Source organism: Pseudomonas boreofloridensis (genome assembly GCF_030580795.1).
GTDB classification, from domain to species: domain Bacteria; phylum Pseudomonadota; class Gammaproteobacteria; order Pseudomonadales; family Pseudomonadaceae; genus Aquipseudomonas; species Aquipseudomonas boreofloridensis.
In genome coordinates this window covers 43,644-66,270 of record NZ_JAUQOQ010000007.1, presented here as the reverse complement: position 1 = coordinate 66,270, position 22,627 = coordinate 43,644, and the positions used below count along the sequence as shown (strand labels likewise).

Annotated in this window: 26 protein-coding genes, 1 tRNA gene and 1 pseudogene; 9 read left to right on the top strand and 19 right to left on the bottom strand. The window is 59.1% G+C overall.

What is annotated here, in order from left to right:
* Positions 1 to 42 precede the first annotated feature (42 nt).
* Entirely contained in the window at positions 43 to 513 is a 471-nt protein-coding gene (locus Q6A47_RS10605; RefSeq protein ID WP_304484287.1) for an SMI1/KNR4 family protein, read from the top strand.
* Positions 514 to 810: 297 nt separating this feature from the next.
* Here the strand turns inward: Q6A47_RS10605 and Q6A47_RS10600 are convergent, their stop codons facing one another.
* A complete protein-coding gene (locus Q6A47_RS10600; RefSeq protein ID WP_304484286.1) occupies positions 811 to 1,299 on the bottom strand; it encodes an SMI1/KNR4 family protein in 489 nt (162 codons plus the stop codon).
* Positions 1,300 to 1,384: 85 nt separating this feature from the next.
* Entirely contained in the window at positions 1,385 to 1,954 is a 570-nt protein-coding gene (locus tag Q6A47_RS10595; RefSeq protein ID WP_304484285.1) for a GNAT family N-acetyltransferase, read from the bottom strand.
* Between the two features lie 116 nt (positions 1,955 to 2,070).
* On the opposite strand from Q6A47_RS10595, the gene Q6A47_RS10590 reads away from it, so the two are divergent.
* The 3 genes and pseudogenes from Q6A47_RS10590 to Q6A47_RS10580 form a co-directional block, all read left to right on the top strand.
* The gene (locus Q6A47_RS10590; protein ID WP_304484284.1) at positions 2,071 to 2,577 is read left to right on the top strand and encodes a hypothetical protein; all 507 of its coding nucleotides are present in this window, start codon (positions 2,071 to 2,073) and stop codon (positions 2,575 to 2,577) included.
* 408 nt (positions 2,578 to 2,985) lie between these two features.
* Positions 2,986 to 3,462, top strand: a complete 477-nt coding sequence (locus Q6A47_RS10585) for a hypothetical protein (protein WP_304484283.1) — start codon at positions 2,986 to 2,988, stop codon at positions 3,460 to 3,462.
* Positions 3,459 to 4,340, top strand: a pseudogene (locus Q6A47_RS10580) (tyrosine-type recombinase/integrase); the annotation flags it as partial. The gene Q6A47_RS10585 and the pseudogene Q6A47_RS10580, both read left to right, overlap by 4 nt.
* Positions 4,341 to 4,430: 90 nt before the next feature.
* Here the strand turns inward: Q6A47_RS10580 and Q6A47_RS10575 are convergent.
* From Q6A47_RS10575 to thrS, 9 genes are all read right to left on the bottom strand, one after another.
* Positions 4,431 to 4,507, bottom strand: a tRNA-Pro gene (locus tag Q6A47_RS10575).
* Between the two features lie 100 nt (positions 4,508 to 4,607).
* A complete protein-coding gene (locus Q6A47_RS10570) occupies positions 4,608 to 4,964 on the bottom strand; it encodes a MerR family transcriptional regulator (RefSeq protein WP_009394050.1) in 357 nt (118 codons plus the stop codon).
* Positions 4,945 to 5,247 (bottom strand): integration host factor subunit alpha, encoded by a 303-nt coding sequence (ihfA, locus tag Q6A47_RS10565; protein WP_029613142.1) that lies wholly within the window; start codon positions 5,245 to 5,247, stop codon positions 4,945 to 4,947. Before ihfA ends, Q6A47_RS10570 begins: the two co-directional genes overlap by 20 nt.
* Before the next feature lie 4 nt (positions 5,248 to 5,251).
* The gene (pheT, locus tag Q6A47_RS10560; protein WP_304484282.1) at positions 5,252 to 7,633 is read right to left on the bottom strand and encodes a phenylalanine--tRNA ligase subunit beta; all 2,382 of its coding nucleotides are present in this window, start codon (positions 7,631 to 7,633) and stop codon (positions 5,252 to 5,254) included.
* A 33-nt stretch (positions 7,634 to 7,666) separates the two neighbouring features.
* Positions 7,667 to 8,683: a phenylalanine--tRNA ligase subunit alpha gene (pheS, locus tag Q6A47_RS10555; protein WP_029613141.1), complete on the bottom strand. Its 1,017-nt coding sequence runs from the start codon at positions 8,681 to 8,683 to the stop codon at positions 7,667 to 7,669.
* Positions 8,684 to 8,793: 110 nt separating this feature from the next.
* Positions 8,794 to 9,150 carry a 50S ribosomal protein L20 gene (gene rplT, locus Q6A47_RS10550; protein WP_003250671.1) on the bottom strand — a complete coding sequence of 119 codons (357 nt, stop codon included), beginning with the start codon at positions 9,148 to 9,150 and terminating at the stop codon, positions 8,794 to 8,796.
* Between the two features lie 28 nt (positions 9,151 to 9,178).
* Positions 9,179 to 9,373, bottom strand: a complete 195-nt coding sequence (gene rpmI / locus Q6A47_RS10545; protein ID WP_003250667.1) for a 50S ribosomal protein L35 — start codon at positions 9,371 to 9,373, stop codon at positions 9,179 to 9,181.
* Between the two features lie 61 nt (positions 9,374 to 9,434).
* Positions 9,435 to 9,986, bottom strand: coding sequence for a translation initiation factor IF-3 (infC, locus tag Q6A47_RS10540; protein ID WP_205419309.1), 552 nt, complete (start codon positions 9,984 to 9,986; stop codon positions 9,435 to 9,437).
* Entirely contained in the window at positions 9,986 to 11,908 is a 1,923-nt protein-coding gene (gene thrS, locus Q6A47_RS10535; protein WP_039576902.1) for a threonine--tRNA ligase, read from the bottom strand. Before thrS ends, infC begins: the two co-directional genes overlap by 1 nt.
* 327 nt (positions 11,909 to 12,235) lie before the next feature.
* On the opposite strand from thrS, the gene Q6A47_RS10530 reads away from it, so the two are divergent.
* Both Q6A47_RS10530 and Q6A47_RS10525 read left to right on the top strand, forming a co-directional pair.
* Positions 12,236 to 12,544: a hypothetical protein gene (locus Q6A47_RS10530; protein WP_029613139.1), complete on the top strand. Its 309-nt coding sequence runs from the start codon at positions 12,236 to 12,238 to the stop codon at positions 12,542 to 12,544.
* A 159-nt stretch (positions 12,545 to 12,703) separates the two neighbouring features.
* Complete coding sequence (locus Q6A47_RS10525; RefSeq protein WP_012313861.1) at positions 12,704 to 12,916, top strand: cold-shock protein; 213 nt, start codon at positions 12,704 to 12,706, stop codon at positions 12,914 to 12,916.
* A 61-nt stretch (positions 12,917 to 12,977) separates the two neighbouring features.
* On the opposite strand, the gene Q6A47_RS10520 is transcribed toward Q6A47_RS10525, so the two are convergent.
* On the bottom strand, positions 12,978 to 13,301 hold the full coding sequence (locus Q6A47_RS10520; RefSeq protein WP_304484281.1) for an I78 family peptidase inhibitor: 324 nt from the start codon (positions 13,299 to 13,301) through the stop codon (positions 12,978 to 12,980).
* Positions 13,302 to 13,569: 268 nt separating this feature from the next.
* On the opposite strand from Q6A47_RS10520, the gene Q6A47_RS10515 reads away from it, so the two are divergent.
* On the top strand, positions 13,570 to 13,782 hold the full coding sequence (locus Q6A47_RS10515; RefSeq protein WP_039576887.1) for a hypothetical protein: 213 nt from the start codon (positions 13,570 to 13,572) through the stop codon (positions 13,780 to 13,782).
* Here the strand turns inward: Q6A47_RS10515 and Q6A47_RS10510 are convergent.
* From Q6A47_RS10510 to Q6A47_RS10480, 7 genes are all read right to left on the bottom strand, one after another.
* Positions 13,754 to 14,773 (bottom strand): nucleoside hydrolase, encoded by a 1,020-nt coding sequence (locus Q6A47_RS10510; RefSeq protein WP_369811459.1) that lies wholly within the window; start codon positions 14,771 to 14,773, stop codon positions 13,754 to 13,756. The two genes, Q6A47_RS10515 and Q6A47_RS10510, sit on opposite strands and share 29 nt — an antisense overlap.
* Positions 14,774 to 14,840: 67 nt before the next feature.
* Positions 14,841 to 15,245, bottom strand: coding sequence for a D-ribose pyranase (rbsD, locus tag Q6A47_RS10505; RefSeq protein WP_304484279.1), 405 nt, complete (start codon positions 15,243 to 15,245; stop codon positions 14,841 to 14,843).
* The gene (rbsK, locus tag Q6A47_RS10500) at positions 15,242 to 16,150 is read right to left on the bottom strand and encodes a ribokinase (protein WP_304484278.1); all 909 of its coding nucleotides are present in this window, start codon (positions 16,148 to 16,150) and stop codon (positions 15,242 to 15,244) included. Before rbsK ends, rbsD begins: the two co-directional genes overlap by 4 nt.
* Before the next feature lie 9 nt (positions 16,151 to 16,159).
* Positions 16,160 to 17,182 carry a LacI family DNA-binding transcriptional regulator gene (locus tag Q6A47_RS10495; RefSeq protein ID WP_304484277.1) on the bottom strand — a complete coding sequence of 341 codons (1,023 nt, stop codon included), beginning with the start codon at positions 17,180 to 17,182 and terminating at the stop codon, positions 16,160 to 16,162.
* A gap of 3 nt (positions 17,183 to 17,185) precedes the next feature.
* Complete coding sequence (locus tag Q6A47_RS10490; protein WP_039576874.1) at positions 17,186 to 18,181, bottom strand: ABC transporter permease; 996 nt, start codon at positions 18,179 to 18,181, stop codon at positions 17,186 to 17,188.
* The gene (locus Q6A47_RS10485) at positions 18,178 to 19,731 is read right to left on the bottom strand and encodes a sugar ABC transporter ATP-binding protein (RefSeq protein WP_304484276.1); all 1,554 of its coding nucleotides are present in this window, start codon (positions 19,729 to 19,731) and stop codon (positions 18,178 to 18,180) included. The genes Q6A47_RS10490 and Q6A47_RS10485 overlap by 4 nt, the downstream gene beginning before the upstream one ends.
* 51 nt (positions 19,732 to 19,782) lie before the next feature.
* Positions 19,783 to 20,736, bottom strand: coding sequence for a sugar ABC transporter substrate-binding protein (locus Q6A47_RS10480; RefSeq protein ID WP_039576869.1), 954 nt, complete (start codon positions 20,734 to 20,736; stop codon positions 19,783 to 19,785).
* Between the two features lie 318 nt (positions 20,737 to 21,054).
* Here Q6A47_RS10480 and Q6A47_RS10475 point away from each other — a divergent pair, with 318 nt between their 5' ends.
* Positions 21,055 to 22,146 (top strand): asparaginase, encoded by a 1,092-nt coding sequence (locus tag Q6A47_RS10475; protein WP_295487753.1) that lies wholly within the window; start codon positions 21,055 to 21,057, stop codon positions 22,144 to 22,146.
* A 199-nt stretch (positions 22,147 to 22,345) separates the two neighbouring features.
* Positions 22,346 to 22,585 (top strand): DUF1654 domain-containing protein, encoded by a 240-nt coding sequence (locus tag Q6A47_RS10470; RefSeq protein ID WP_295487755.1) that lies wholly within the window; start codon positions 22,346 to 22,348, stop codon positions 22,583 to 22,585.
* Positions 22,586 to 22,627 lie beyond the last annotated feature (42 nt).

Here is a 22,627-nt window from a genome sequence, read left to right as displayed (position 1 = left end):
CTTACCGGAAGACTTGCGCGCTGAATTTTCTAGGAAATCGAAATGACATACATTGATGAAATAGCTATAAAAATTAATGCTATCGCTGAGGATCCTGCCTATGCAGGAGCTGCCGATGACCAAACCATCAAAGAATATGAAAAATTTTTAGGAGTAAAATTTCCTAGCTCATACATATTGTTTCTGAAGAAATATGGAACGTTATCTTTCGCAGGGGAAATATATTACGGGATAACTAAAGGCGGTGTAAATGTAGCAGCTATTCCAAATGTTGCATTTGCGACGAAAAGAGCTAGGGCAGATGGCGATGCCGATGAAAAAATGGTTATCATAAAGGCTTCCGGCTATGGACCAATATTTTCAATAGATACCTCTATTGTTGGCGAGCGTGGCGAGGCTGTAATAGTGGAGACGGAATTATCGTTTAAGCGGGATGGGGAGAAAAAAATTGCTTTCCAAAGTTTTGAGGATTTCTTTATTAGTACAATCATGGAAGCAATAGAGGATATTTAGGGAAACTCCGAACAAGTTGCTCATCAGCCGAAAATGGACGGCTTGAGGATGCCGAAAATCCCGACTTTCAGCCGTTGTTTATTGGAAAATCAAGGCACAGCCTTGGTTTTCTGCCCTCACGGGCCCACCTCTCCCGCAGCAGGTAATAATTGCCTGCTGCACCATCCACAGATTCGACAGGGCAAAGAGCGTGGTCCGTTGCGCCGTGTACCCGCAAGCTGCCCCCTGACTGACACGATACCCAACAACGTTCATTACTTAAAAACATCTCGGAAACCACTGTCCCCGGTTATCGGTTCACCCATAGGCATCGCCATAATTTGTACTTTTCCAGAAAATATCTTTTCCATTTGTACGATACAGCTTATTCAAAAGCTCTTCAAAGCTAAGCGAAACTATTGGGCAGCTCCCCGGCACACCATGAACTTCATGGTTACTATCATAACATCGACCATTTCTCTCCCTTGAAAGGTCTATGGAAATATAGTCACCACTATCAGTCCGACATATTGCGTACCACGTTGACGAGATATCAAATAAACACTCATCACCCAACACAACAACATTCATCTGCACAAGATCATCCGGAGATAAGATTTCAAAAGAAAAATTATCCTTTCCAGCCTCAAACAAAATAGCCCCACCACAGAGATTATAAAAATCAATCAAATCACTTGGATAAGCCAAATTAGAAGATGGCAAAGGCGGCAGTTCATTTTTGACTGGAAATATTTTGCACCGTTTATCTCTAGCCACCTCATCAATGAGGACATCAATTGCTTTCATATCACCCCTAAAACATAACCGGATTGAAAGACCCCAGGATTCAACATTCACCTTAGCTGATCAGCGATATCTCAGCTGTCAAAAATTAATTGCTGTGAGTAGCATCTAACCGCTGTACAGGGTCCGTAGATAGCAAACTGTACTGGTGGAGGCTTAAAAATCTCCCACCTTTACATTCCACATCGCGTAAAGTGCCTTCAAGCATGAATCCAAACTTCTTCAAGAGAGCGCAACTGGGCTCGTTCTCCGGCTCAACATCTGCATGAATACGGTGCAAGCCCATGGTGCTGAACCCGTAGTCAATCATTGACGGCAGTGCCTCAGATAGTAGACCTCGACCCCAGTACTCAGGCATCAACCAGTACCCTATCTCTGCTTTTCGGTGGTCGTGGCAAACATTGTTGAAGCCGCAAGCCCCTATCAATGATTCATTGTTAATTAGTGATATTCCCCACCATATTCCAGACCTTTCTTTGACGATTCGCTCAAACCACCGCATTTGCTCTTCAGTCTCGGCAAGGCTCGAATATGAAACGCCATAGTGGGCGATCACTTGGGGGTTGGAAAGCGCCTTGTACACATCGTTTATGTGTGAAGGAAGTATCTTTCTCAGTGAAATTCTTTCTAACAAAAACTCGGGAAATACTGTGAGCACTTCAATAATTCCGGCTGACTCAATGTGTCGCTAAGTTAACACAGGCGCTGCCCACTTTTACCATCTCACTCATGCCGCATCCGGCCACGGAGGGCGGCGCATGCATGGAGAAAGCCATGAGCAACAATGAAGCCGGCCCAAGCCTAGCAACCGGGCACCCAATGACCGCCGAGACCTGGGCGGACTTCTTGATCCGCCTGCGCCATCACTGCAATGGGCAGGGCGTGAAGTGGCATCACACGGCATGCGCCTTTTTCACCGTACAGCAGAAGCGGATCGACTATGGCTTCGAACCTGACTACGCCGAAGGCACAGCAGTTTGCCTGGATGGCAGCACCTGGTTCAGCCCTGAGAAATACTGGGCAGATCTCGACGAGGAGGAGCAGCACGAAATCAATCTCACCGTGCGCGATCGGTATGAGTGCAATTTCCTTGAACTGGATACTGACGATCAGTGGGAGTTCCTGGGCGAACTCGACGACCATACCGTCACTGGATGGAACAAGCGCTGGGAAATCGTGAACAGCCACTTCACCAAGGAAGCGGCGGAGGCATTCATCCGCCGCAAGCAGCACGACTACCCAGAGCTGCGCATCTACGTCGAATCCCAGTATTACGCCTGAAAGTTTGAAGCGATCAAGGCCGCCATCCTCGACGGGACACTGGTCTATCAGCCCAAGCCTGCGCCCGACGCTGAACCGGCCGTCTAACCCCGCGCTGCCCTCCAGCGCCTTCCCCTATTCAACGATAACGCCTGCCCGGCGAGGGCGGCGCCTGCACCCACGAATGCCCCGAGTGTGCAGAGCTCGAAGAGCCAGCCGAAGGGTGTACCGTCTGCGATGGCGATGGTGAATATGACCAGTGCCATCCGATCCCGTGGGACCAGATCAAGTTTATCTACAGCGAGGTCGTGAAGGGCCTGGCGCTCAAGCAGTAACCCCACCCCGCGTAACCCCTCTCCCCTCTACCCGAACGCTTAAGCCCTCCTCTCACTACTCAAGCCCGCCGATGCGCGCGGGCGAGGATTTCCTATGTCCGCAATTCAACGATTCCACGAAGTCGCCAACGATGCGCTGGTGACCATCAGCGAGCACCTGAAATCTGAAGCCAAGCTGGCACTGATCATCTACACCCCGGGCGAGCCTGAGCAGGACATCCTGCTGAAAGGCCCGGCCGTGGAAGCGGATGAAGTCTTGAACACCCTGCGCCGGCGCGGCGGGCTGAGCCTGTACGGCGACAACGCCTACAAGCGAGGCATCTGCGATGTAGCCGTCGGCGCCATGGCGAGCGGAAAGCAGAACAACAACCCACCACCCGAAGGTCACTGGGGGCAGCGCTTCTGGGATATCGGACGGGCTGAGGGCCAGCAGCGCGGTGACCTGGTTGCCGCACTCCAGCACTTGGTCGCAGTAACCACTCCTGACGCAAATGGGCAAATGGGTGCGATGGAAGAGCACATCGCCGCCCTGGAGAACGCCCGCGCAATGATCCTGCTGCATCGCGGCTGACGCATATAGATGACGAAGCGCTGGCGCCATTCATCCGGGACCGGAAGGCGGACGTGGTGCTGCCAGATGGGAAGGTGAAGAAAGGAGTGAGCAACAGGACGGTCAACATAGCGATCGAGCGAGCGATTCGCGTGCTGTCACTGGCCTGCAGGAAGTGGCGGGACGAGAAGCGCAGACCGTGGCTGGACAGCGTGCCGCTGCTCACCAAGCTCGAGGAGAAGAAGGCGAGCCGGAAGCCCTACCCCATGTCATGGGAGGAGCAATCGGTTCTCTTCGGGGAGTTGCCCGACCACCTGCAGCGGATGGCCCTGTTCAAAGTGAACACAGGGTGCCGGGAGCAGGAGGTCTGCAAGTTGAGGTGGGATTGGGAGATTTCGGTGCCCGAGCTCGACACCAGCGTTTTCTTGATACCCGCCGAGTTCGGTGGGCGGCACGCGAACTCGGGAGTGAAGAACAGGGACGAGCGCCTGGTCGTGCTGAACAGCGTGGCCAGGTCAATCATCGAAAAGCAGCGCGGCCAGTCACGGGAATGGGTGTTCCCCTACAACGGCACGGCAATGCACAGGATGAATGACTCGGCCTGGAAGAAAGCGCGGGTGCGCGCGGCAAAGCTCTGGCAGGAGCAGCATTTGCGGCCGGCACACCCTGGGTTCGCTTCAATCAGGATTCACGACCTGAAGCATACCTTCGGACGGCGCTTGAAGGCAGCCGGAGTTTCAGAAGATGATCGCAAATCGCTGCTGGGCCACAAGAACGGCAGCGTGACGAGCCACTACTCAGGCGCAGAGATTGGTCAGTTGATTGAGGCAGCAAACAAGGTGTCGGCCACCGACTCGCGCGGACCCGTGCTGACCATTCTGAAGAGGAGGATCGGATGAGAAAATGGCGAAGTCACTCGAAAAGTCACTATGGCCTCAGGCATAAAAAAATCCAGCCACCGCTAAGTGACTGGATTTCTTGGAGTATTTTGGTCGGGACGGAGTGATTCGAACACTCGACCCCTTGCACCCCATGCAAGTGCGCTACCGGGCTGCGCTACGCCCCGACATCATTCTCTATACCGCTGAGAACGGTGAAGAATTTAACCTAACCTTTTGAATAATGGAAGCTTTTTTTCAAAAATTTTCCATCGCTCAGTCGACAGATCACTTCTTCAGCACCACCAGCACATCCTCCAACTCGACAATCATCTGCCGAATCAGCTGCTTGTACTGGGTCGTATCATCCTTAGCCTCATCACTGGACAGCCGCAAGCGCGCCCCGCCAATGGTGAAGCCTTGGTCATACAGCAAGGCGCGGATTTGCCGAATCATCAAAACGTCCTGACGCTGATAATACCGCCTATTACCGCGACGCTTGACCGGATTGAGCTGCGGGAACTCTTGTTCCCAATAACGGAGCACGTGCGGCTTTACCGCACAGAGCTCGCTCACCTCACCAATGGTGAAGTAGCGTTTCCCCGGAATGGGGGGCAGCTCGTCGTTATGACTTGGTTCCAGCATAGGCCTCAACCCGGGCTTTCAGTTTCTGCCCTGGACGAAAGGTGACGACACGGCGAGCGGTGATCGGGATCTCTTCCCCGGTTTTGGGGTTGCGGCCCGGCCGCTGGCGTTTGTCGCGAAGGTCGAAGTTACCGAAACCGGACAACTTGACCTGCTCGTTCTCTTCAAGCGCATGACGAATTTCTTCGAAAAAAAGCTCGACCAGCTCCTTGGCCTCGCGCTTGTTCAGCCCCAGCTCCTCGTACAGCCTTTCGGCCATCTCAGCTTTCGTCAGAGCACCCATGCCGTTATTTCCTTAACGTGGTGTTCAACCTGTGTTCGAGCGAGGTGAGGATATTCTGCAAGCTGGCGTTCACCTCATCGTCGTTAAGAGTGCGCGATGGATGCTGCCAGGTCAAGCCGACCGCCAGGCTTTTTCTATCAGGATCAATGCCTTTACCCTGGTAGACATCAAACAGCCTGAGGTCTGTGAGCCATTCGCCTGCATTGTCACGAATCAATTCAAGCACCGCACTCGAAGCAACCTCTCGGCCTGCAATCAATGCCAGGTCGCGACGGGTTTCAGGGAACTTGGACAGCTCGCTGAACTTCGGCAAGCGGCCTTCGACCACATCGCCCAGCACTAACTCGAAGACGAACACCGGACGCTCCAGACCCAGCGTCCTGGCCAGTTCCGGATGGATGGCGCCCACATAGCCCACTTCCTTGCCGTCACGCTCGATACGGGCGGTCTGACCAGGGTGCAGGGCCGGATGGTTGCCTGCGCTGAAGGTGAAGTCGGACAGCGCACCCGAGTAGCCCAACAGAGCCTCGACGTCGGCCTTGACATCGAAGAAATCGACGCCATCACGGCCGTTGGCCCAGCCTTCTGGCAGGCGACTTCCAGTCATCACGCCGGCAATCATCGGTTGCTGTTTGAGGTCGCCCAGTTGTCCGACGAAGCGCAGGCCGCTTTCGAACAGACGCACGCGATCTTGCTGGCGGTTGAGGTTATGCTGCAGCGCCTTGATCAGACCCGGCCACAGCGAGGCGCGCATGGCGGCCATGTCGCTGGAAATCGGGTTGGCCAACAGCAGCGGTTCGACACCTGGCGTGAACAGCTCGAACAACTTGGGATCGATGAAGCTGTAGGTGATCGCTTCTTGGTAGCCGCGGGCCACCAACAGACGACGCAGAATCGGCAGCTCGCCGCGGGCCTCCGAACGAGCCTTGGGTGCCAGGCGAGCTTGTGGATAGCGCACTGGCAGGTTGTTGTAACCGTACAGACGCGCCAGCTCTTCGATCAAATCGACTTCAAGGCTAATGTCGAAACGATGACTCGGGATCTGGACAGTCCACACCCCTTCCCCATTGGACTGAGTTTTCAGCTCCAAGGCATTGAGCAACTGCTCGACCTGGGCAGGATCCATGTCCATGCCGAGCATCTGGCTGAGGCGCTCAGCGCGCAGGGTGACCGGCGCGACCTTGGGCAGGTGTTGCTCGCTCACGGTTTCGACAATCGGGCCGGCCTCACCGCCTACGATCTCCAACACCAAGCCCGTAGCACGCTCCATGGCTTCGCGGGCCAGTTGCGAATCGACTCCACGCTCGAAACGGTGCGAGGCATCGGTGTGCAGGCCGTAGGAGCGCGCCTTGCCAGCGACGGACACCGGCTCGAAGAACGCGCTTTCCAGAAATAGATCGCGGGTTTTTTCAGTATTGACGCCACTGTGCTCGCCGCCCATGACGCCCGCGATGGCCAGGGCGCGCGAGTGGTCGGCGATGACCAGCGTGTCGCTACGCAGCGCAACCTCCTGACCGTCGAGCAGCACCAGCTTCTCGCCCTCCTCGGCCATGCGCACGTGGATGCCACCATCGATCTCGGCGAGATCGAAGGCGTGCATGGGCTGGCCGAGCTCGAGCATGACGTAGTTGGTGATGTCGACGGCGGCGTCGATGCTGCGCACATCACTGCGACGCAGGCGCTCGACCATCCACAAGGGGGTGGGTTTGCTCAAGTCGACGTTACGGATGACGCGCCCCAGATAACGCGGACACGCGGTAGGGGCGCTGACTTCGACCGGGCGTACTTCGTCATGGACTGCCGCCACGGCAGGTACCACTGGGCGGGTGACCGGGACGTCGTACAGGGCGCTGACGTCGCGCGCCAACCCCGCCACCGACAGGCAATCGCCACGGTTGGGGGTCAGGCCAATCTCGATACTGGCGTCATCCAGGTTGAGGTACTGGCGGATGTCTTCGCCCACCGGCGCATCGGCAGCCAGCTCCAGCAAACCGTCGTTTTCTTCGCTGATCTGCAGTTCAGCGGCCGAGCAGAGCATACCGAACGACTCGACGCCGCGCAGCTTGGCCTTCTTGATCTTGAAGTCGCCCGGCAGTTCGGCGCCAATCATGGCGAAGGGGATCTTGATGCCGGGGCGAGCGTTGGGCGCGCCGCAGACAACCTGGAAAGTCTCCTGACCGTTGCTGACCTGGCACACACGCAGCTTATCGGCGTCCGGATGCTGTTCGGTGGCGAGAATCTCACCCACCACGATACCGCTGAACTGGCCAGCCGCCGGCGTAACACTGTCGACTTCCAGGCCGGCCATGGACAGGCGGGCGACCAGTTCGTCACGGGAGACATGCGGGTTGACCCAACCGCGCAGCCACTGTTCACTGAATTTCATGCTGTTCTCCTGAAGATTGCGTCGAGGTGTGGCCTAGCGGAATTGCGCCAGGAACCGCAGGTCGTTGTCGAAGAACAGACGCAAGTCATTGACGCCATAACGCAGCATGGCCAGGCGTTCGACACCCATGCCGAAGGCGAAGCCGGAGAATTCTTCGGGATCGATTCCGGACATGCGCAGCACGTTCGGGTGGACCATGCCGCAGCCCATCACTTCCAGCCAGCCGGTCTGCTTGCACACACGGCAGCCTTTGCCGGAGCACATCACGCACTCCATGTCGACTTCGGCGGACGGCTCGGTGAAGGGGAAGAACGAGGGACGGAAACGCACCGCCAGTTCTTTCTCGAAGAACACCCGCAGGAATTCCTCGATGGTGCCCTTGAGGTCGGCGAAGTTGATGTCTCGGTCGACCAGCAGGCCTTCGATCTGGTGGAACATCGGCGAATGGGTGATATCAGAGTCGCAGCGATAAACCCGGCCTGGACAGACGATGCGGATCGGCGGTTGGCTGCTTTCCATGGTGCGCACCTGCACCGGCGAGGTGTGGGTACGCAGCAACATGTTGGCATTGAAATAAAACGTGTCGTGCATCGCCCGGGCCGGATGGTGGCCGGGGATGTTGAGCGCTTCGAAGTTATGGTAGTCGTCTTCGACCTCAGGACCTTCGGCGATGCCGTAGCCAATATGAGTGAAGAACTGTTCGATGCGCTCAAGGGTGCGGGTGATCGGGTGCAGGCCACCGGTGGTCTGGCCACGACCTGGCAGCGTGACGTCAACGCATTCGGCGGCCAGGCGAGCGTTCAGCTCAGCTTCTTCGAAGGCAGCCTTACGAGCGTTGAGCACGTCGGTGACGCGTTCCTTGGCGTCGTTGATCAGCGCTCCGACCTTGGGGCGCTCTTCGGCGGGTAAGTTGCCCAGGGTCTTCATCACCTGGGTCAGTTCGCCCTTCTTGCCGAGAAATTGGACCCGGATCTGTTCCAGGGCATTGATGTCTTCAGCGCGCTCCACGGCCTCAAGGGCTTGGGAGACCAGCGCGTCCAGGTTTTCCATGTACAGACTCCAGATACGAAAATAGGGGAAGAGCTTTGAAGGCTCTTCCCCTATCGATGACGTTTTACACCCGCCGGCACGGTGTGCCGGTGGATGATTGTCGCGGGTACTTAAGCCAGAACGGCTTTAGCTTTCTCGACAATCGCAGCAAACGCCGCTTTTTCGTTCACTGCCAGGTCGGCCAGAACCTTGCGGTCGATTTCGATCGACGCCTTTTTCAGGCCAGCAATCAGACGGCTGTAAGACAGACCGTTGGTGCGGGCACCGGCGTTGATACGAGCGATCCACAGAGCGCGGAACTGACGCTTCTTCTGGCGACGGTCGCGGTAGGCGTACTGGCCTGCCTTGATGACCGCTTGCTTGGCAACGCGGAATACGCGCGAGCGTGCACCGTAGTAGCCTTTAGCCAGTTTCAGAATTTTCTTGTGACGCTTACGAGCGATGACGCCACGCTTTACACGAGCCATGAGTAACTTCCTCTATCTTTGACCGAAATTAACGTACGCGCAGCATGCGCTCGACTTTTGCCACGTCAGACGGGTGCAGCAAGCTGGCACCGCGCAGTTGACGCTTACGCTTGGTCGACATTTTGGTCAGGATGTGGCTCTTGAAAGCGTGCTTGTGCTTGAAGCCGGAAGCTGTTTTCAGGAAACGCTTCGCAGCACCGCTCTTGGTTTTCATTTTTGGCATGTTGGAACTCCGCATTCGATAAAATTACACAATAATCATCAGGCCTGCCGTGCCCGGGAGATTACTTCTTCTTTTTGGGAGCGATGACCATCATAAGCTGGCGTCCTTCCATCTTAGGATGCTGTTCAACGGAACCGTATTCGGCAAGGTCGGCTTCGACCCGCTTCAACAGCTCCATGCCCAGCTCCTGGTGGGCCATCTCGCGGCCGCGGAATCTCAGAGAGATCTTGGCCTTGTCCCCATCGCTAAGGAAACGTACCAGGTTGCGTAGTTTTACCTGGTAATCCCCTTCTTCCGTCCCTGGACGAAACTTGATTTCTTTAATCTGGATCTGTTTCTGGTTTTTCTTCGCTTCGTTGGCTTGCTTCTTCTTCTCGAAGAGGTGCTTGCCGTAGTCCATCACCTTGCAGACAGGCGGGACAGCGTCGGCGGAAATTTCCACCAGATCCAGCTTCGCTTCATCAGCGATTCGAAGCGCTTCATCAATCGAGACGATGCCAATCTGCTCGCCGTCAGCGCCAATTAACCGAACCTCGCGTGCCGAGATATTCTCGTTGATCGGGGCTTTCGGTGCAGTTCGTTTATCGTTTCTCATTTCACGCTTAATAGTCATTACTCCGATTCTTGGCGACCACGCCGGGAAACCGCATGCGACAGGAGCTCAACGAACTGGGCGACGGGCATGGAGCCCAGGTCTGCGCCTTCGCGAGTCCGCACAGCGACGGTTTGCGTTTCGACTTCGCGATCCCCTATAACCAAAAGGTACGGGACCTTGAGCAAAGTATGCTCGCGGATTTTAAAGCCGATCTTCTCATTTCTCAAGTCGGACTTGGCACGGAAACCGCTACCGTTCAGGGATTTTTCCACTTCAAGGGCAAAATCAGCCTGTTTGTCGGTGATGTTCATGATCACCGCCTGGGTTGGCGCAAGCCAAGCCGGGAACACACCGGCATAGTGCTCGATGAGCATGCCGATGAAGCGCTCGAACGAGCCGAGGATGGCGCGGTGCAGCATCACCGGACGCTTGCGCGCATTGTCTTCGGCGATGTAGCTGGCGTCCAGGCGCTCCGGCAGGTTCGGGTCGTACTGCAGCGTACCGCACTGCCAGTTACGACCCAGGCAGTCGCGCAGGGTGAACTCGATCTTCGGACCGTAGAAGGCACCCTCGCCTGGCTGGTACTCCCACTCCAGACCGGATTCATTCAACGCGTCTGCCAGCGCACCTTCAGCGCGATCCCACAACTCTTCGGAACCGACGCGCTTGGCCGGACGAGTGGACAGCTTCATGGCGACATCGGTGAACCCAAAGTCTTTGTACACGTCCAGGGTCAGCTTGATGAAGTCGGCCGCCTCCTTCTTCACCTGCTCTTCGGTGCAGAAGATATGTGCATCGTCCTGCACGAAACCACGCACACGCATGATGCCGTGCAGCGCACCCGAGGGCTCATTGCGGTGGCACGCACCGAATTCCGCCAAGCGCAGCGGCAGGTCACGGTAGGACTTCAGGCCCTGGTTGAACACCTGCACATGGCAAGGGCAGTTCATCGGCTTCACCGCGTAGTCACGATTCTCCGACGACGTGGTGAACATGTTCTCGGCATAGTTGGACCAGTGCCCGGAACGCTCCCAAAGAATACGGTCGACCACTTGCGGGGTCTTGATTTCCTGGTAGCCGTTCTCACGCTGAACCTGACGCATGTACTGCTCGAGTACTTGGTACACCGTCCAGCCGTTGGCGTGCCAGAACACCATGCCTGGAGCCTCTTCCTGCAGGTGGAAGAGGTCGAGCTGCTTGCCAATCTTGCGGTGATCGCGCTTTTCAGCTTCTTCGATACGCTGGATATAGGCCGCCAATTGCTTCTTGTCAGCCCAGGCGGTGCCGTACACACGCTGCAACTGCTCATTCTTGGCATCGCCACGCCAGTAGGCGCCAGACAACTTGGTCAGCTTGAACGCTTTGAGGAAGCGCGTGTTCGGCACGTGCGGACCACGGCACATGTCGACGTATTCTTCGTGGTAGTACAGGCCCATGGCCTGTTCGTCCGGCATGTCTTCGACCAGACGCAGCTTGTAGTCTTCGCCGCGGGCAGTGAACACATCGATGACGTCGGCACGTGGAGTCATCTTCTTGACGACGTCGTAGTCTTTGTCGATCAGTTGATGCATGCGCTGTTCGATGGCGGCGAGATCCTCGGGCGTGAAAGGACGCTCGTAGGCGATGTCGTAATAGAAGCCCTCGTCGATCACCGGGCCGATCACCATCCTGGCGGTGGGGTACAGCTGCTTCACCGCGTGGCCAATGAGGTGGGCGCACGAGTGACGGATGATCTCCAGTCCCTCTTCGTCTTTGGGGGTGATGATCTGCAGGGTGGCATCGCGTTCGATCAGGTCGCACGCGTCGACCAGCTTGCCGTCTACCTTGCCGGCCAGGGTGGCCTTGGCCAGACCTGCGCCAATGGAGGCGGCGACTTCGGCTACGGTTACGGCCTTGTCGAATGAACGTTGACTGCCATCGGGAAGAGTAATGGTGGGCATGGCGCCTCCTCTCCTAGTGGTGACCCCTACCAAAGGTCACGTGGGTTGGGATGAGCCAGTACAAGATCCGACCTGACTTTCCCGTGGGAGAGCCTGCCTCACAGTGGCAGAAGCCTTTCGGCCTTTCAGGGACGAACCAGAGTGACTGGAAAAAAGTTGCGAGCTGCAAGGGTTGAGCTGCAAGCCGGGCATGCTAGCACGCAGGTTGCAGATATCGCAGAAATATTTGGAAATTACACGAGAGGGTGAACTTGTGGGGAAAAAATCCTATCAGACGGACTGAAGCATCCTACTCTTGATGAGACCTAAACCAAGGAGTGTCTGGTTATGCGAGTTCAGTCTCTTCTGGCCGCGTGCGCTGCGAGCGTCTTGCTGCTGCCGCTGGCTGCCCATGCAGGTAAATTTCCGCCAGGCGGGGAACAGGCGTATATGGCTCAATGCCAGCCGGCCGCCACCGCCCAGGGTTTGAGCGCTGCTGATGCCAAGCAGCACTGCGAATGCGGCGCCACCGCCCTCAAGGCCAAGCTCAGCGATAAAGAGATCAAGGATCTCGATAGCAAGGATGGCGTAGACGCACCCTTGATGCAGAAAGCACAGATGGTTGTGCAGGAAGCCTGCATGAAAGACAAGCAGTGACGTGGACACGCTGCCGATCACTCCTAGCTTGCGCTAGATCAGTATCGAGCTAAGGTAAACGGCGCTACATAAGCAGAATTAGACTATGATGTTGCCGGTGCTCTGTAGCCCCGGCCGCATTGCACTACTGAAAAACTAAATGTTCTGGAGATTCACCTCATGTCCAACCGCCAACAAGGCACCGTCAAATGGTTCAATGATGAAAAAGGCTACGGCTTCATCACTCCAGCTGGCGGCGGCGACGACCTGTTCGTTCACTTCAAGGCCATCGAGTCTGACGGCTTCAAGAGCCTGAAAGAAGGTCAAACTGTTTCCTTCGTCGCCGAAAAAGGCCAGAAGGGCATGCAGGCTGCTCAGGTTCGTCCGGAGTAATTCGGTCGCTGCAGTAAAAAACCCGCCTTCATCGGCGGGTTTTTTTGTGGGCGACTGTCACTCAGCCACAGTTGGCGCGTACCACTCTGCCCTGTTGATCGACATTCAGGTTCAGACGCTCGGAACGGTACTCAAGCGTAACCACGTCCTGCGGCTTGAGGATTCGCGCGATCTGCGCACCACTGGCTTTGCGTGCCTGCTCGAGCAGCTCTGGCGTGCCGGGCTTGCCAACAGTGAAGTCGGCGCCGCTGGCGCTGCAACGGCCATCGCCGCCTGCTGCGGCAACAGGGGCAGTACTGGCAGCATCAGACGAGCCACCGGTGCTGCAGCCAGCCAGTGCCGCTGCAACCAGCAGGGCTGCCAGGGAAACGCGAGTACGGAACATGAATCCTCCTAATCGATCTTGGGAACTGTCATATGCGACCGTGATGCTTACAGTTCGTTGCAAAACCGCCTAAGTCTGCCTCAGCCCATCAAGCGAAGCGAAATGCAATCGTGACGGGATTTTGCATCGCACCCTTGGTGGCAGCACGCAGGGGACTTATGCTTAGGTCGCAGCGCGCCGACAGCACAGGCATGGTCTACTGGCGCGCCGTGGAGTGCGTCAGCCTCCTCCCTCCGACCCAGGCTCCAGCAGCTTCGCGAGTACATCCATGAACAGCCACAGTATCGTCGCCGACATCAAGGTCAAATGGGCCGAGGGCCAAAGTGCCTACAGCCCAAGTACACCGGAGGAGCTGCTGTTGATCGCCGTCGACCTGCTGGTACGCGAACGCGGTGGGGAAGCGGCACGCGGCTTCATCGAACAGGTGTTCGAGCGCTACGCGCCGCAAACGATTATTTCAAACGAGCCAGGCGCGCGCTGAGCAGATCGAAGAAGCCCTGCGCGTTGCCCTCTTCGATCCAGGTCACGTTGGCCGGCTGCTCCAGCACGCCATACCAGTCGGCCACCGTCTGACCGAAGGTCGGCCCTTCACGGCTGTCGACGCTCATGTGGACCTGCCGCCCACTGAACAGCCCCGGCTCCAGCAGGTAAGCAATGACTGTGGCATCGTGCACCGGGCCGCCGGTCATGCCGTATTTGTCGATGTCGTACTGAATGTAGGCATTGAGAATGTCGATCACCTTGTGGCTGGCGTCGTTGCCAACGGCGGCCAGTTGCTTGAGCCGTGTATCGCTGGTGATGATCTTGTGGGTCACATCCAGCGGCAGGTACGTCAGCTTGACGCCACTGGCCAGCACCACCTCGGCCGCGTGCGGGTCGGCGTAAAGGTTGAACTCGGCCACCGGGGTGATGTTGCCGCCGTTGAAATGGGCGCCGCCCATCACCACCACTTCCTTGATGCCCTTGACGATCTCCGGCTTCTGGATCAATGCCAAGGCCAGGTTGGTCTGCGGGCCGAGCATGGCCAGGGTAATGCTGTGGGGCTCAGCCGCATCGAGGGTATCGATCAGGTATTGCACAGCATTGCCGTTGGCCAGCGGTTGACGCGGCTCATGCACGGCGACACCGGTCAGGCCCTCTTCGCCGTGGACGTTGGCCGCGTAGATCGGCGTGCGCACCAGTGGCCGCCCTGCCCCGGCATACACCGGAATGTCTTCGCGCCCGGCCCACTCGCGGGCCAGGCGGGCGTTGCGTGAAGTCTTGTCCAGGCGCACGTTGCCTGCGACAGTGGTGATAGCGCGGATTTTCAGTTCCTCTGGCGAGGCCATGGCCAGGAACAGCGCCACCACATCATCGGCACCGGGGTCGGTATCGATGATCAAATCGCGCGGGGCGGCGAAGGCACCGGTGGCGGCTATCGTGGACATCAGCACTGCTCCTTGTAGCAAACGTCTGATTTTTTCGATCGACATTCAGCTTGTCTCCTTCAGCTTGATTAACAACTCCGACCCGGCAAGCGGACCGCACGAACAATACGGTTCAAAAAGTCACACCGGCAATCAACGCGATGTTGCTGTAGGGCTTGCACTCACCACTGCGAATCACCGCCCGCGCCCCTCGGCTGAGCGCCTTGAATGCCTCGTGCGACAGACGCTCGCGCGCGCCCAACAACCCCAGCGCATGCTGCTCCTCGACCGCCACCAACCCCGGCGGCGAAGCCTGGAACATCTCATCAGCCAGCACATGCCGCTCCACCTGCATCTCACTGAGCACCACACGCAGCACGCTGGCAAAATCCGGAATGCCTGGCGTCAAGGCCAGATCGATCACCTCGACTCCCGGCGGCACGGGCAGACCGGCATCGCCGATCACCAGCACATCGCCGTGACCCAGTCCGGCGATGGTGCGCGACAAGGCGATATTGAGCAACGCGGTCTTTTTCATGGCGCCAGCTCCGCAAGATGCGGGATCGAAGGCTGCGCCCCCACGCGAGTGACCGACAACGCCGCCGCGCGCTGGCCGCGCACGATCGCTTCACCCTCCTCCAGGCCGCAGGCCAACCCGGCAGCGAATCCGCCGACGAAGGTGTCGCCGGCCGCCGTGGTATCCACAGCATTCACCCGATTCGCCGGGAAGTGCCGGTCACCTGCTGCGCTGACAAACAGCGCACCCTGAGCGCCGAGCGTCACGATGACCTTGCCCGCGCCCCACTCACGCAGGCGCTCGGCCGCACGACGGGCGCTATCCAGGTCCGTGACGGGCAGGCCGGTCAGTGCCTCGGCCTCGCTCTCGTTGGGAATCAGGTAGTCGATATGGGCGAACCAATCTGTCGGCAGTTGGCCGCTAGCCGGTGCAGGATTGAGAATCACCGTCTTGCCCAGTTCGCGGCCGCGGGCCAATGTCCAGGCGACCGTGGCCGGCGGCACCTCCAACTGGCAGACAACCACCTCGGCGTGCTGCAGCAGGGCGTCGAAGCGCTCTACCGATTCGGCGGTCAACTGACCGTTGCCACCGGCAATGATGACAATCGCATTCTGACTTGCAGCATCCACCACGATCAGCGCCAAACCGCTGGACACGCCTTCGCAGATGGCCACCGCCTGGCAGTCGACGCCTTCGTCCTGCAACGCTTGGCGCAGTTGCTGGCCATAGGCATCGTCTCCGACATTGCCGATCATCGCTACGCTGGCGCCCAGACGCGCCGCGGCCACGGCCTGATTGGCGCCCTTGCCACCGGGAGCGGTGAAGAAACTGTCGCCGGCGAGGGTTTCACCGCCTCGCGGCAAACGCTCGGCACGGGCCACCAGGTCCATGTTGAGGCTGCCGACCACTACGACCTTGGCATGCATGGGTGTTCCTTAACGGTAATCATTGAACAGATCCGGGCGCGGCCCAGTGGATTCGCGCAGCACGATGCGCGGCGCGACGATACGTTGCTCACCCGCCTCGCGGCGCGGGGTGACGATGCGCGACAACAGCAATTGCGCAGCACTGTCACCCAGCTCACGAATCGACTGGCCGACCGTGGTCAGCGGCGGATACACATAACGGCTCAGTTCGATGTCGTCGAAGCCGATGACCGACAGTTGACCCGGCACGTCGATGTTGCGCTCGGCCGCCGCCCGCAGCACGCCGAAGCCGATCATGTCGTTGCCGGCGAAGATCGCCGTGGGCCGCGCACCATCGAGCAACTGCGCGGCCGCTGCGTGACCACCAGGGCTGGTGAAGTCGCAATGCAGCACCTGCTGCTCGGCGACCGATAGCCCTGCCTCAGCCATGGCCCGGCGAAAACCGTTGACCCGCAATTGGCTAACCCCGGTATTGGCCGGACCGCCGATGCAGGCGATGTCGGCATGACCAAGTTCAAGCAGGTGCTGGGTGGCCAGATAGGCGCCCAGTTCGTGATCGATACGCACCACATCGGTGTCGACGCCCTCCAGCGCCCGGTCGACCATGACGATTGGCGTACGCACGGCAGCCAGGCTCTGGAGCAGGTCCAGATCCTCGCCCACCGAGGCGACGATCAAGCCGTCGATGCGCTTTTCCAGCAGTACACGCAGGTAATTACGCTGCTTCTTCGGGTCGTCGTCGGAATTGCACAGAATCACGCAGTAACCGTTGCGCTCGCAGCCGTCCTCGATGCCACGGGCCAGCTCGGCGAAATAGGGGTTGACGCTGCTTGGCACCAGCAGGCCGATGGTGGCCGTGCTGCGTGCCTTGAGCGAACGCGCCACAGCGCTGGGCACATAGTCCAGCTCGGCAATGGCGGCTTCGACCTTCAACCGTACCGGTTCGCTGACCGGACGGGTCTTGTTCAGCACATGGGACACGGTGGTGTAGGAAATCCCCGCCAGTGCCGCGACGTCTTTGATGGTAGCCATGGTTCAGTTCCGCCGAGTCGCGCGCCGGCTGCGGTAGGTGTCGAGGACCACGGCGATGACGATCACCGCACCGGTGATGATGCGCTTGGTCGGCTCGGAGGCGCCGATCTGCGCCAGGCCTGCGGCCAGCACGGAGATAATCAGCACGCCGAAGAAGGTGCTGATGATCGAGCCGCGTCCGCCCATCAGGCTGGTGCCACCGATCACCACGGCGGCGATCACCTGCAGCTCCAGACCGGAGCCAGCATTGGGGTCTGCCGCCTCCAGGCGGGAAATCTGGAACAACGCGGCGAGCCCGGCGAGCAGGCCCATCAAGGCGAACACCAGCACTTTATAGGGGCGCGGATCGATACCAGCCAGGCGCACCGCTTCTTCGTTGGTGCCGATACCGATCAGGTAGCGGCCGAATACGGTGCGAGTGAGCACCAGTTGTGCCAGCAGGATCACCAGCAAGGCAATGATGAACGCCGGCGAGATGCCGAACGCAATGGGGTCGGAGAACCAGGCGAAGGCATCGCCAATGTAGGCAGTGCGCGAGTCGGTGAACTGATAGGCCAGGCCCCGCGCCATTTCCAGCACGCCAAGCGAGACGATGAACGAGGGAATGCGCCAGGCCACGGTCACCGCGCCGGTGATGCTGCCGGCCAGGGCGGCGATGGCCATGCCCAGCAGCGCGGCGGGCACCACGCTCCAGCCCCAGCCGAGAATGGCGACACTGACGGTGGACGCCGCCAACGCCAGCACCGAGCCGACCGACAGGTCGATACCTCCGATGATCAGCACGAAAGTCATGCCGACCGCCAGCACCATCAGGTCGGGAATCTGATTGGCCAAGGTGCTGAATGTGGCGTAGGACAAGAAGTGGCTGCTGAGGAACGAGAACAGCACGATCATCGCCAGCAAGGCGCCCGCCAGCCCCAGGTAAGTGCCCAGGCCGAAGTAGGTGCCGGAGCGGCGAGCCGGCTTGCTGCCAGCGGAGTCGAGGGTGGGAGTTTTCATGCGTCCATCCTGGGAGCTGCCTCATGCAGCAGTGCGTCACGTTTCTGGTAACCGGCGAAGGCAGCGGCGAGGATCTGATCCTGGCTCCAGCCATCACGGTCGAAGGTCTCGATCAGGCGACCAGCCGAGAGCACGGCGATTCGGTCGCAAATCAGCATCAGTTCGCGCAGGTCGCTGGACACCACCACCAGCGCCTTGCCCTGACGCGCCAGCTCGGCCAACAGGCCATAAATGTCGAACTTGGCACCCACATCGATGCCGCGGGTCGGCTCGTCGAACATCAGCACCTGGCAGTCGCGCTCCAGCCAGCGACCAATCACCACCTTCTGCTGATTGCCCCCGGACAGCTCGCCCACCGCCTGGGCTGGGCTCGCGCTACGGATACGCATGGCGGCAATCTGTCGTTCGGCCAGTTCGCGCTCGGCCTGTGCGTCGAGCACTCCGCACCGGGACACGGCCCCCAGGTTGCCCAAGGCCACGTTGGCGCTGATCGAGTGCGGCAGTAGCAAACCTTCGCCCTTGCGGTCCTCGGTGATCAGGGCAATCCCCGCGCGCACGGCGGCCTTCGGCGAATCGATGGTCACTGGGCGCAGGGGCTGGCCAAGCTGGATACAGCCGCTGTCGGCACGATCAGCGCCATAGATCAGCCGCAGCAGTTCGGTGCGCCCGGCACCGATCAGACCGGAAATGCCGAAGATCTCCCCGGCGCGAACCTCGAACGAGACATCGCGCACTTTATCGGCACGATTCATGTGTTCGACCTTGAGCAGCGGCGCGCCGATCTCCCGGCGACCCAGGTCGATATGCTCGCCCACTTCGCGGCCGACCATCAGGTTGACCAGCTCGTTACTGCTGTAACGGGCGATCGGCTCGGCGCACACCAGCTTGCCATCGCGCAACACGGCGATGCGTTGCGAAACCCGCTGCAGCTCTTCCAATCGATGGGAGATGTAGACGATGGCCACGCCGCGCTGACGCAGACGCTCGATCTGGGTGAACAGCAGCTCAACTTCGCGAGCCGTGAGCATGGCCGTGGGCTCGTCGAAGATCAGTACGTGGCAATCGCCAATCAGGTTGCGGGCGATTTCGACCATTTGCTGATGGCCGATGCCCAGCTCGCCGACCGGAGTATCGGGATCGATGGCCTCCAGCCCCACCTGCGCCATGGCCGCCGTCGCCAACTGGCGCAGGCGCTTCTGGCTGATCCAGCCGGCGCGACTGGGCAAGTTGTCGAGGAACAGGTTCTCGGCGACGGTCAGGGTCGGCAGCAGGTTGAGCTCTTGCATCACCATGCGCACGCCGAGCCGCTCGGCCTCGCTGCGGCTAGCCGGGCTGTAGGGCTGGCCGCGGTAGCTCATGTGCCCGGTGGTCGGGTTTTCCAGGCCACTGATGAGCTTGGACAGGGTGCTCTTGCCGGCACCGTTCTCGCCGGTCAGGGCAAGCACCTCGCCGGCATGCAACTGCAAGGTGACATCGCCAAGCACGGGCTGGGCGTAAGTCTTGCCCAGCCCGCTGACGGCAAGCACCACTTCATTGGCCGATACGGACATGGCCACTTCTCTCCTGAATTGACTCTACGCGCCCCGCGAGGCGCGCAACGGTCACTCGGTGATCAATTTCACCGGGGTCTGGATCACATTGTCGGCATCGACATCGGGCTTCTCGCCCTTGACCATCTTCAGCGCCGCTTGAATACCGAACACCGCTTGCTGGCTGGCGGCCTGATCGAGGGTGGCGAGTACACGGCCATCCTTGAGCATCGGTTTGATCGCGTTGATGTTGTCGTACCCGACCACCTGCACTTTGCCGGCCTTGCCAGCCGCGCGCACGGCTGAAACCGCGCCCAACGCCATGCTGTCGTTGCCGGCCAGCAGCGCTTTGAGGTCGGGGTATTCATTGAGCATCGAGGCGGCGACCGCATTGCCCTTGTCGATTTCCCAGTTGCCGGACTGCACCGAGACGATCTTCATCTGCGCAGCGTCCATCGCATCCTTGAAGCCTGCGGTGCGCTGCTGAGCATTGGTGGTGGTCGATACCCCTTCGATGATGCCGACTTCATCGCCAGCCTTGAGTTTTTCCTTGACCAGGTACTCGCCGACCATACGTGCACCCTTGCGGTTGTCGGGGCCGACGAAGGGCACGCTGATACCCTTGCTCTTGAGCAGCTCAGGATCGAGGCGGTTGTCGATATTGATGACCACGACGCCGCGGTCCATGGCTTTCTTCACGGCCGATACCAGCGCTTTTGAATCGGCCGGCGCGATGACCAGCGCCTTGGCACCCGCATTGACCATCTGTTCGACGATGCGGATTTGCTCACCGGTGTCGGTTTCGTTCTTGATACCGTTGGCGATCAGCTCGAATTCGTCGGCATGGCTTTTCTGATAGTCCTTGGCGCCGTCTTCCATGGTGCGGAAGAACTCATTGGCCAGCGACTTCATGACCAGCGCCACTTTCGGTTTGTCTTCGGCGTGCGCCGCAGGCAGCGAGACGGCAAGCGAGAGTGTGGAGAGTACGGCAATGGCCAGCAGACGGCCGGGGAATGGCAATTTCATGGGATCAACTCCGAATCTTGTGTTTTTTATCGGATCGCAAACGTTTGCGTTGGCTCACTATGAGAACGGTGGTCTGTTTTGTCAAATGACATCGCGCCAGACGCTTGCCGCTGCATTCACGGAGTTTATCCGCCTGAAGAGTCGGAATGCCGAATAACTTTCAGCGAACCGTTCGGGACTTCGAACATAAACAGCAGCGGGTCTCACGGGTAATCACTGCCCCATCGCATTTGGGCTCACACTTCCCGCTTTGGTACGGAACATGCCTACATTGCAGCGCGAATAAAACAACCATCTCATTTGGAAGAGAGAAGAAAAATGCAGACCGCAGCACTCAAGACCCTCGCCCCAACTGCCCTCGCCCTGCTCCTGGCCCTGCCGCTGTCGGTCAGCGCGAAAGAAGCCGAGCAGCAGCAGAAGCTCGCCAACGTGGTCATCCTCGCCACCGGCGGTACCATCGCCGGTGCCGGCGCCAGCGCAGCCAACAGTGCCACATACCAAGCCGCCAAGATGGGCATCGACAAGCTGATCGCCGGCGTACCGGAACTGGCCGACATCGCCAACGTGCGCGGTGAGCAGGTGATGCAGATCGCTTCGGAAAGCATCAGCAACGACGACCTGCTCAAACTGGCCAAGCGCGTCGCCGAGTTGGCCGACAGCAGCGACGTCGATGGCATCGTCATCACCCACGGCACCGACACCCTGGAAGAAACGGCCTACTTCCTCAACTTGGTGGAAAAGACCGACAAGCCGATCGTGGTGGTGGGCTCCATGCGCCCGGGTACCGCGATGTCCGCCGATGGCATGCTCAACCTCTACAACGCCGTGGCCGTGGCAGGCGACAAGCAGTCGCGCGGCAAAGGCGTGCTGGTGACCCTGAACGACGAAATCCAGTCCGGTCGCGACGTGAGCAAAGCGGTCAACATCAAGACCGAGGCCTTCAAGAGCGCCTGGGGCCCGATGGGCATGGTGGTCGAGGGTAAATCGTACTGGTTCCGTCTGCCGGCCAAGCGCCACACCCTCAACTCCGAGTTCGACATCAAGCAGATCAGCAACCTGCCCCAAGTGGACATCGCCTATGGCTACGGCAACGTGACCGACACCGCCTACAAAGCCCTGGCCCAGAACGGCGCGAAGGCGCTGATCCATGCCGGTACGGGCAACGGCTCGGTCTCGTCGCGGGTCGTGCCGGCCTTGCAGGAACTGCGCAAGAATGGCGTGCAGATCATCCGCTCGTCCCACGTCAACCAAGGTGGTTTCGTGCTGCGCAACGCAGAACAACCCGATGACAAGAACGACTGGGTAGTCGCCCACGATCTGAATCCGCAAAAAGCGCGGATCCTGGCGATGGTCGCAATGACCAAGACCCAGGACAGCAAAGAGTTGCAGCGGATCTTCTGGGAATACTGATTGCCAATGGGCGCAAGGCTGGTGCATCGGGCACTGGCCTTCGCCTCATCGACCTGTCGAGTGGGCGAACCTACGCCAGCGCTCACCCTGCCCTCTACCATCAGCAGCTACAAAACCTGAGCTTATACCCGACACGCTGTTGCGAAAAAACTGACGGTGAAATACTGTACGCGCATACAGCAAAACAAGGAAAAGCTCCATGGCCAGTCCCGCCGCTGCGCTCAGCAGCTACGCGCAATTGGGCACCCGTATCCAGAAGATCATCAACAGCCCCATGGCCCAGCGCAGCCGCGCCGCGCTGATCTTCCGCCTGGAACATGAGTCGCCCGACGATTGGGAAACCCTGCTCGGAGAAATTGCCGAGAACGACAACGTCACCCTTGCCCACCGCGACGATGGTGGCATCCAGATCTTCTGGACCGTTCCCAAGGACGACTGATACTGCCTGCCTTACCCCACCTCCCCCGACTACCGAACGATG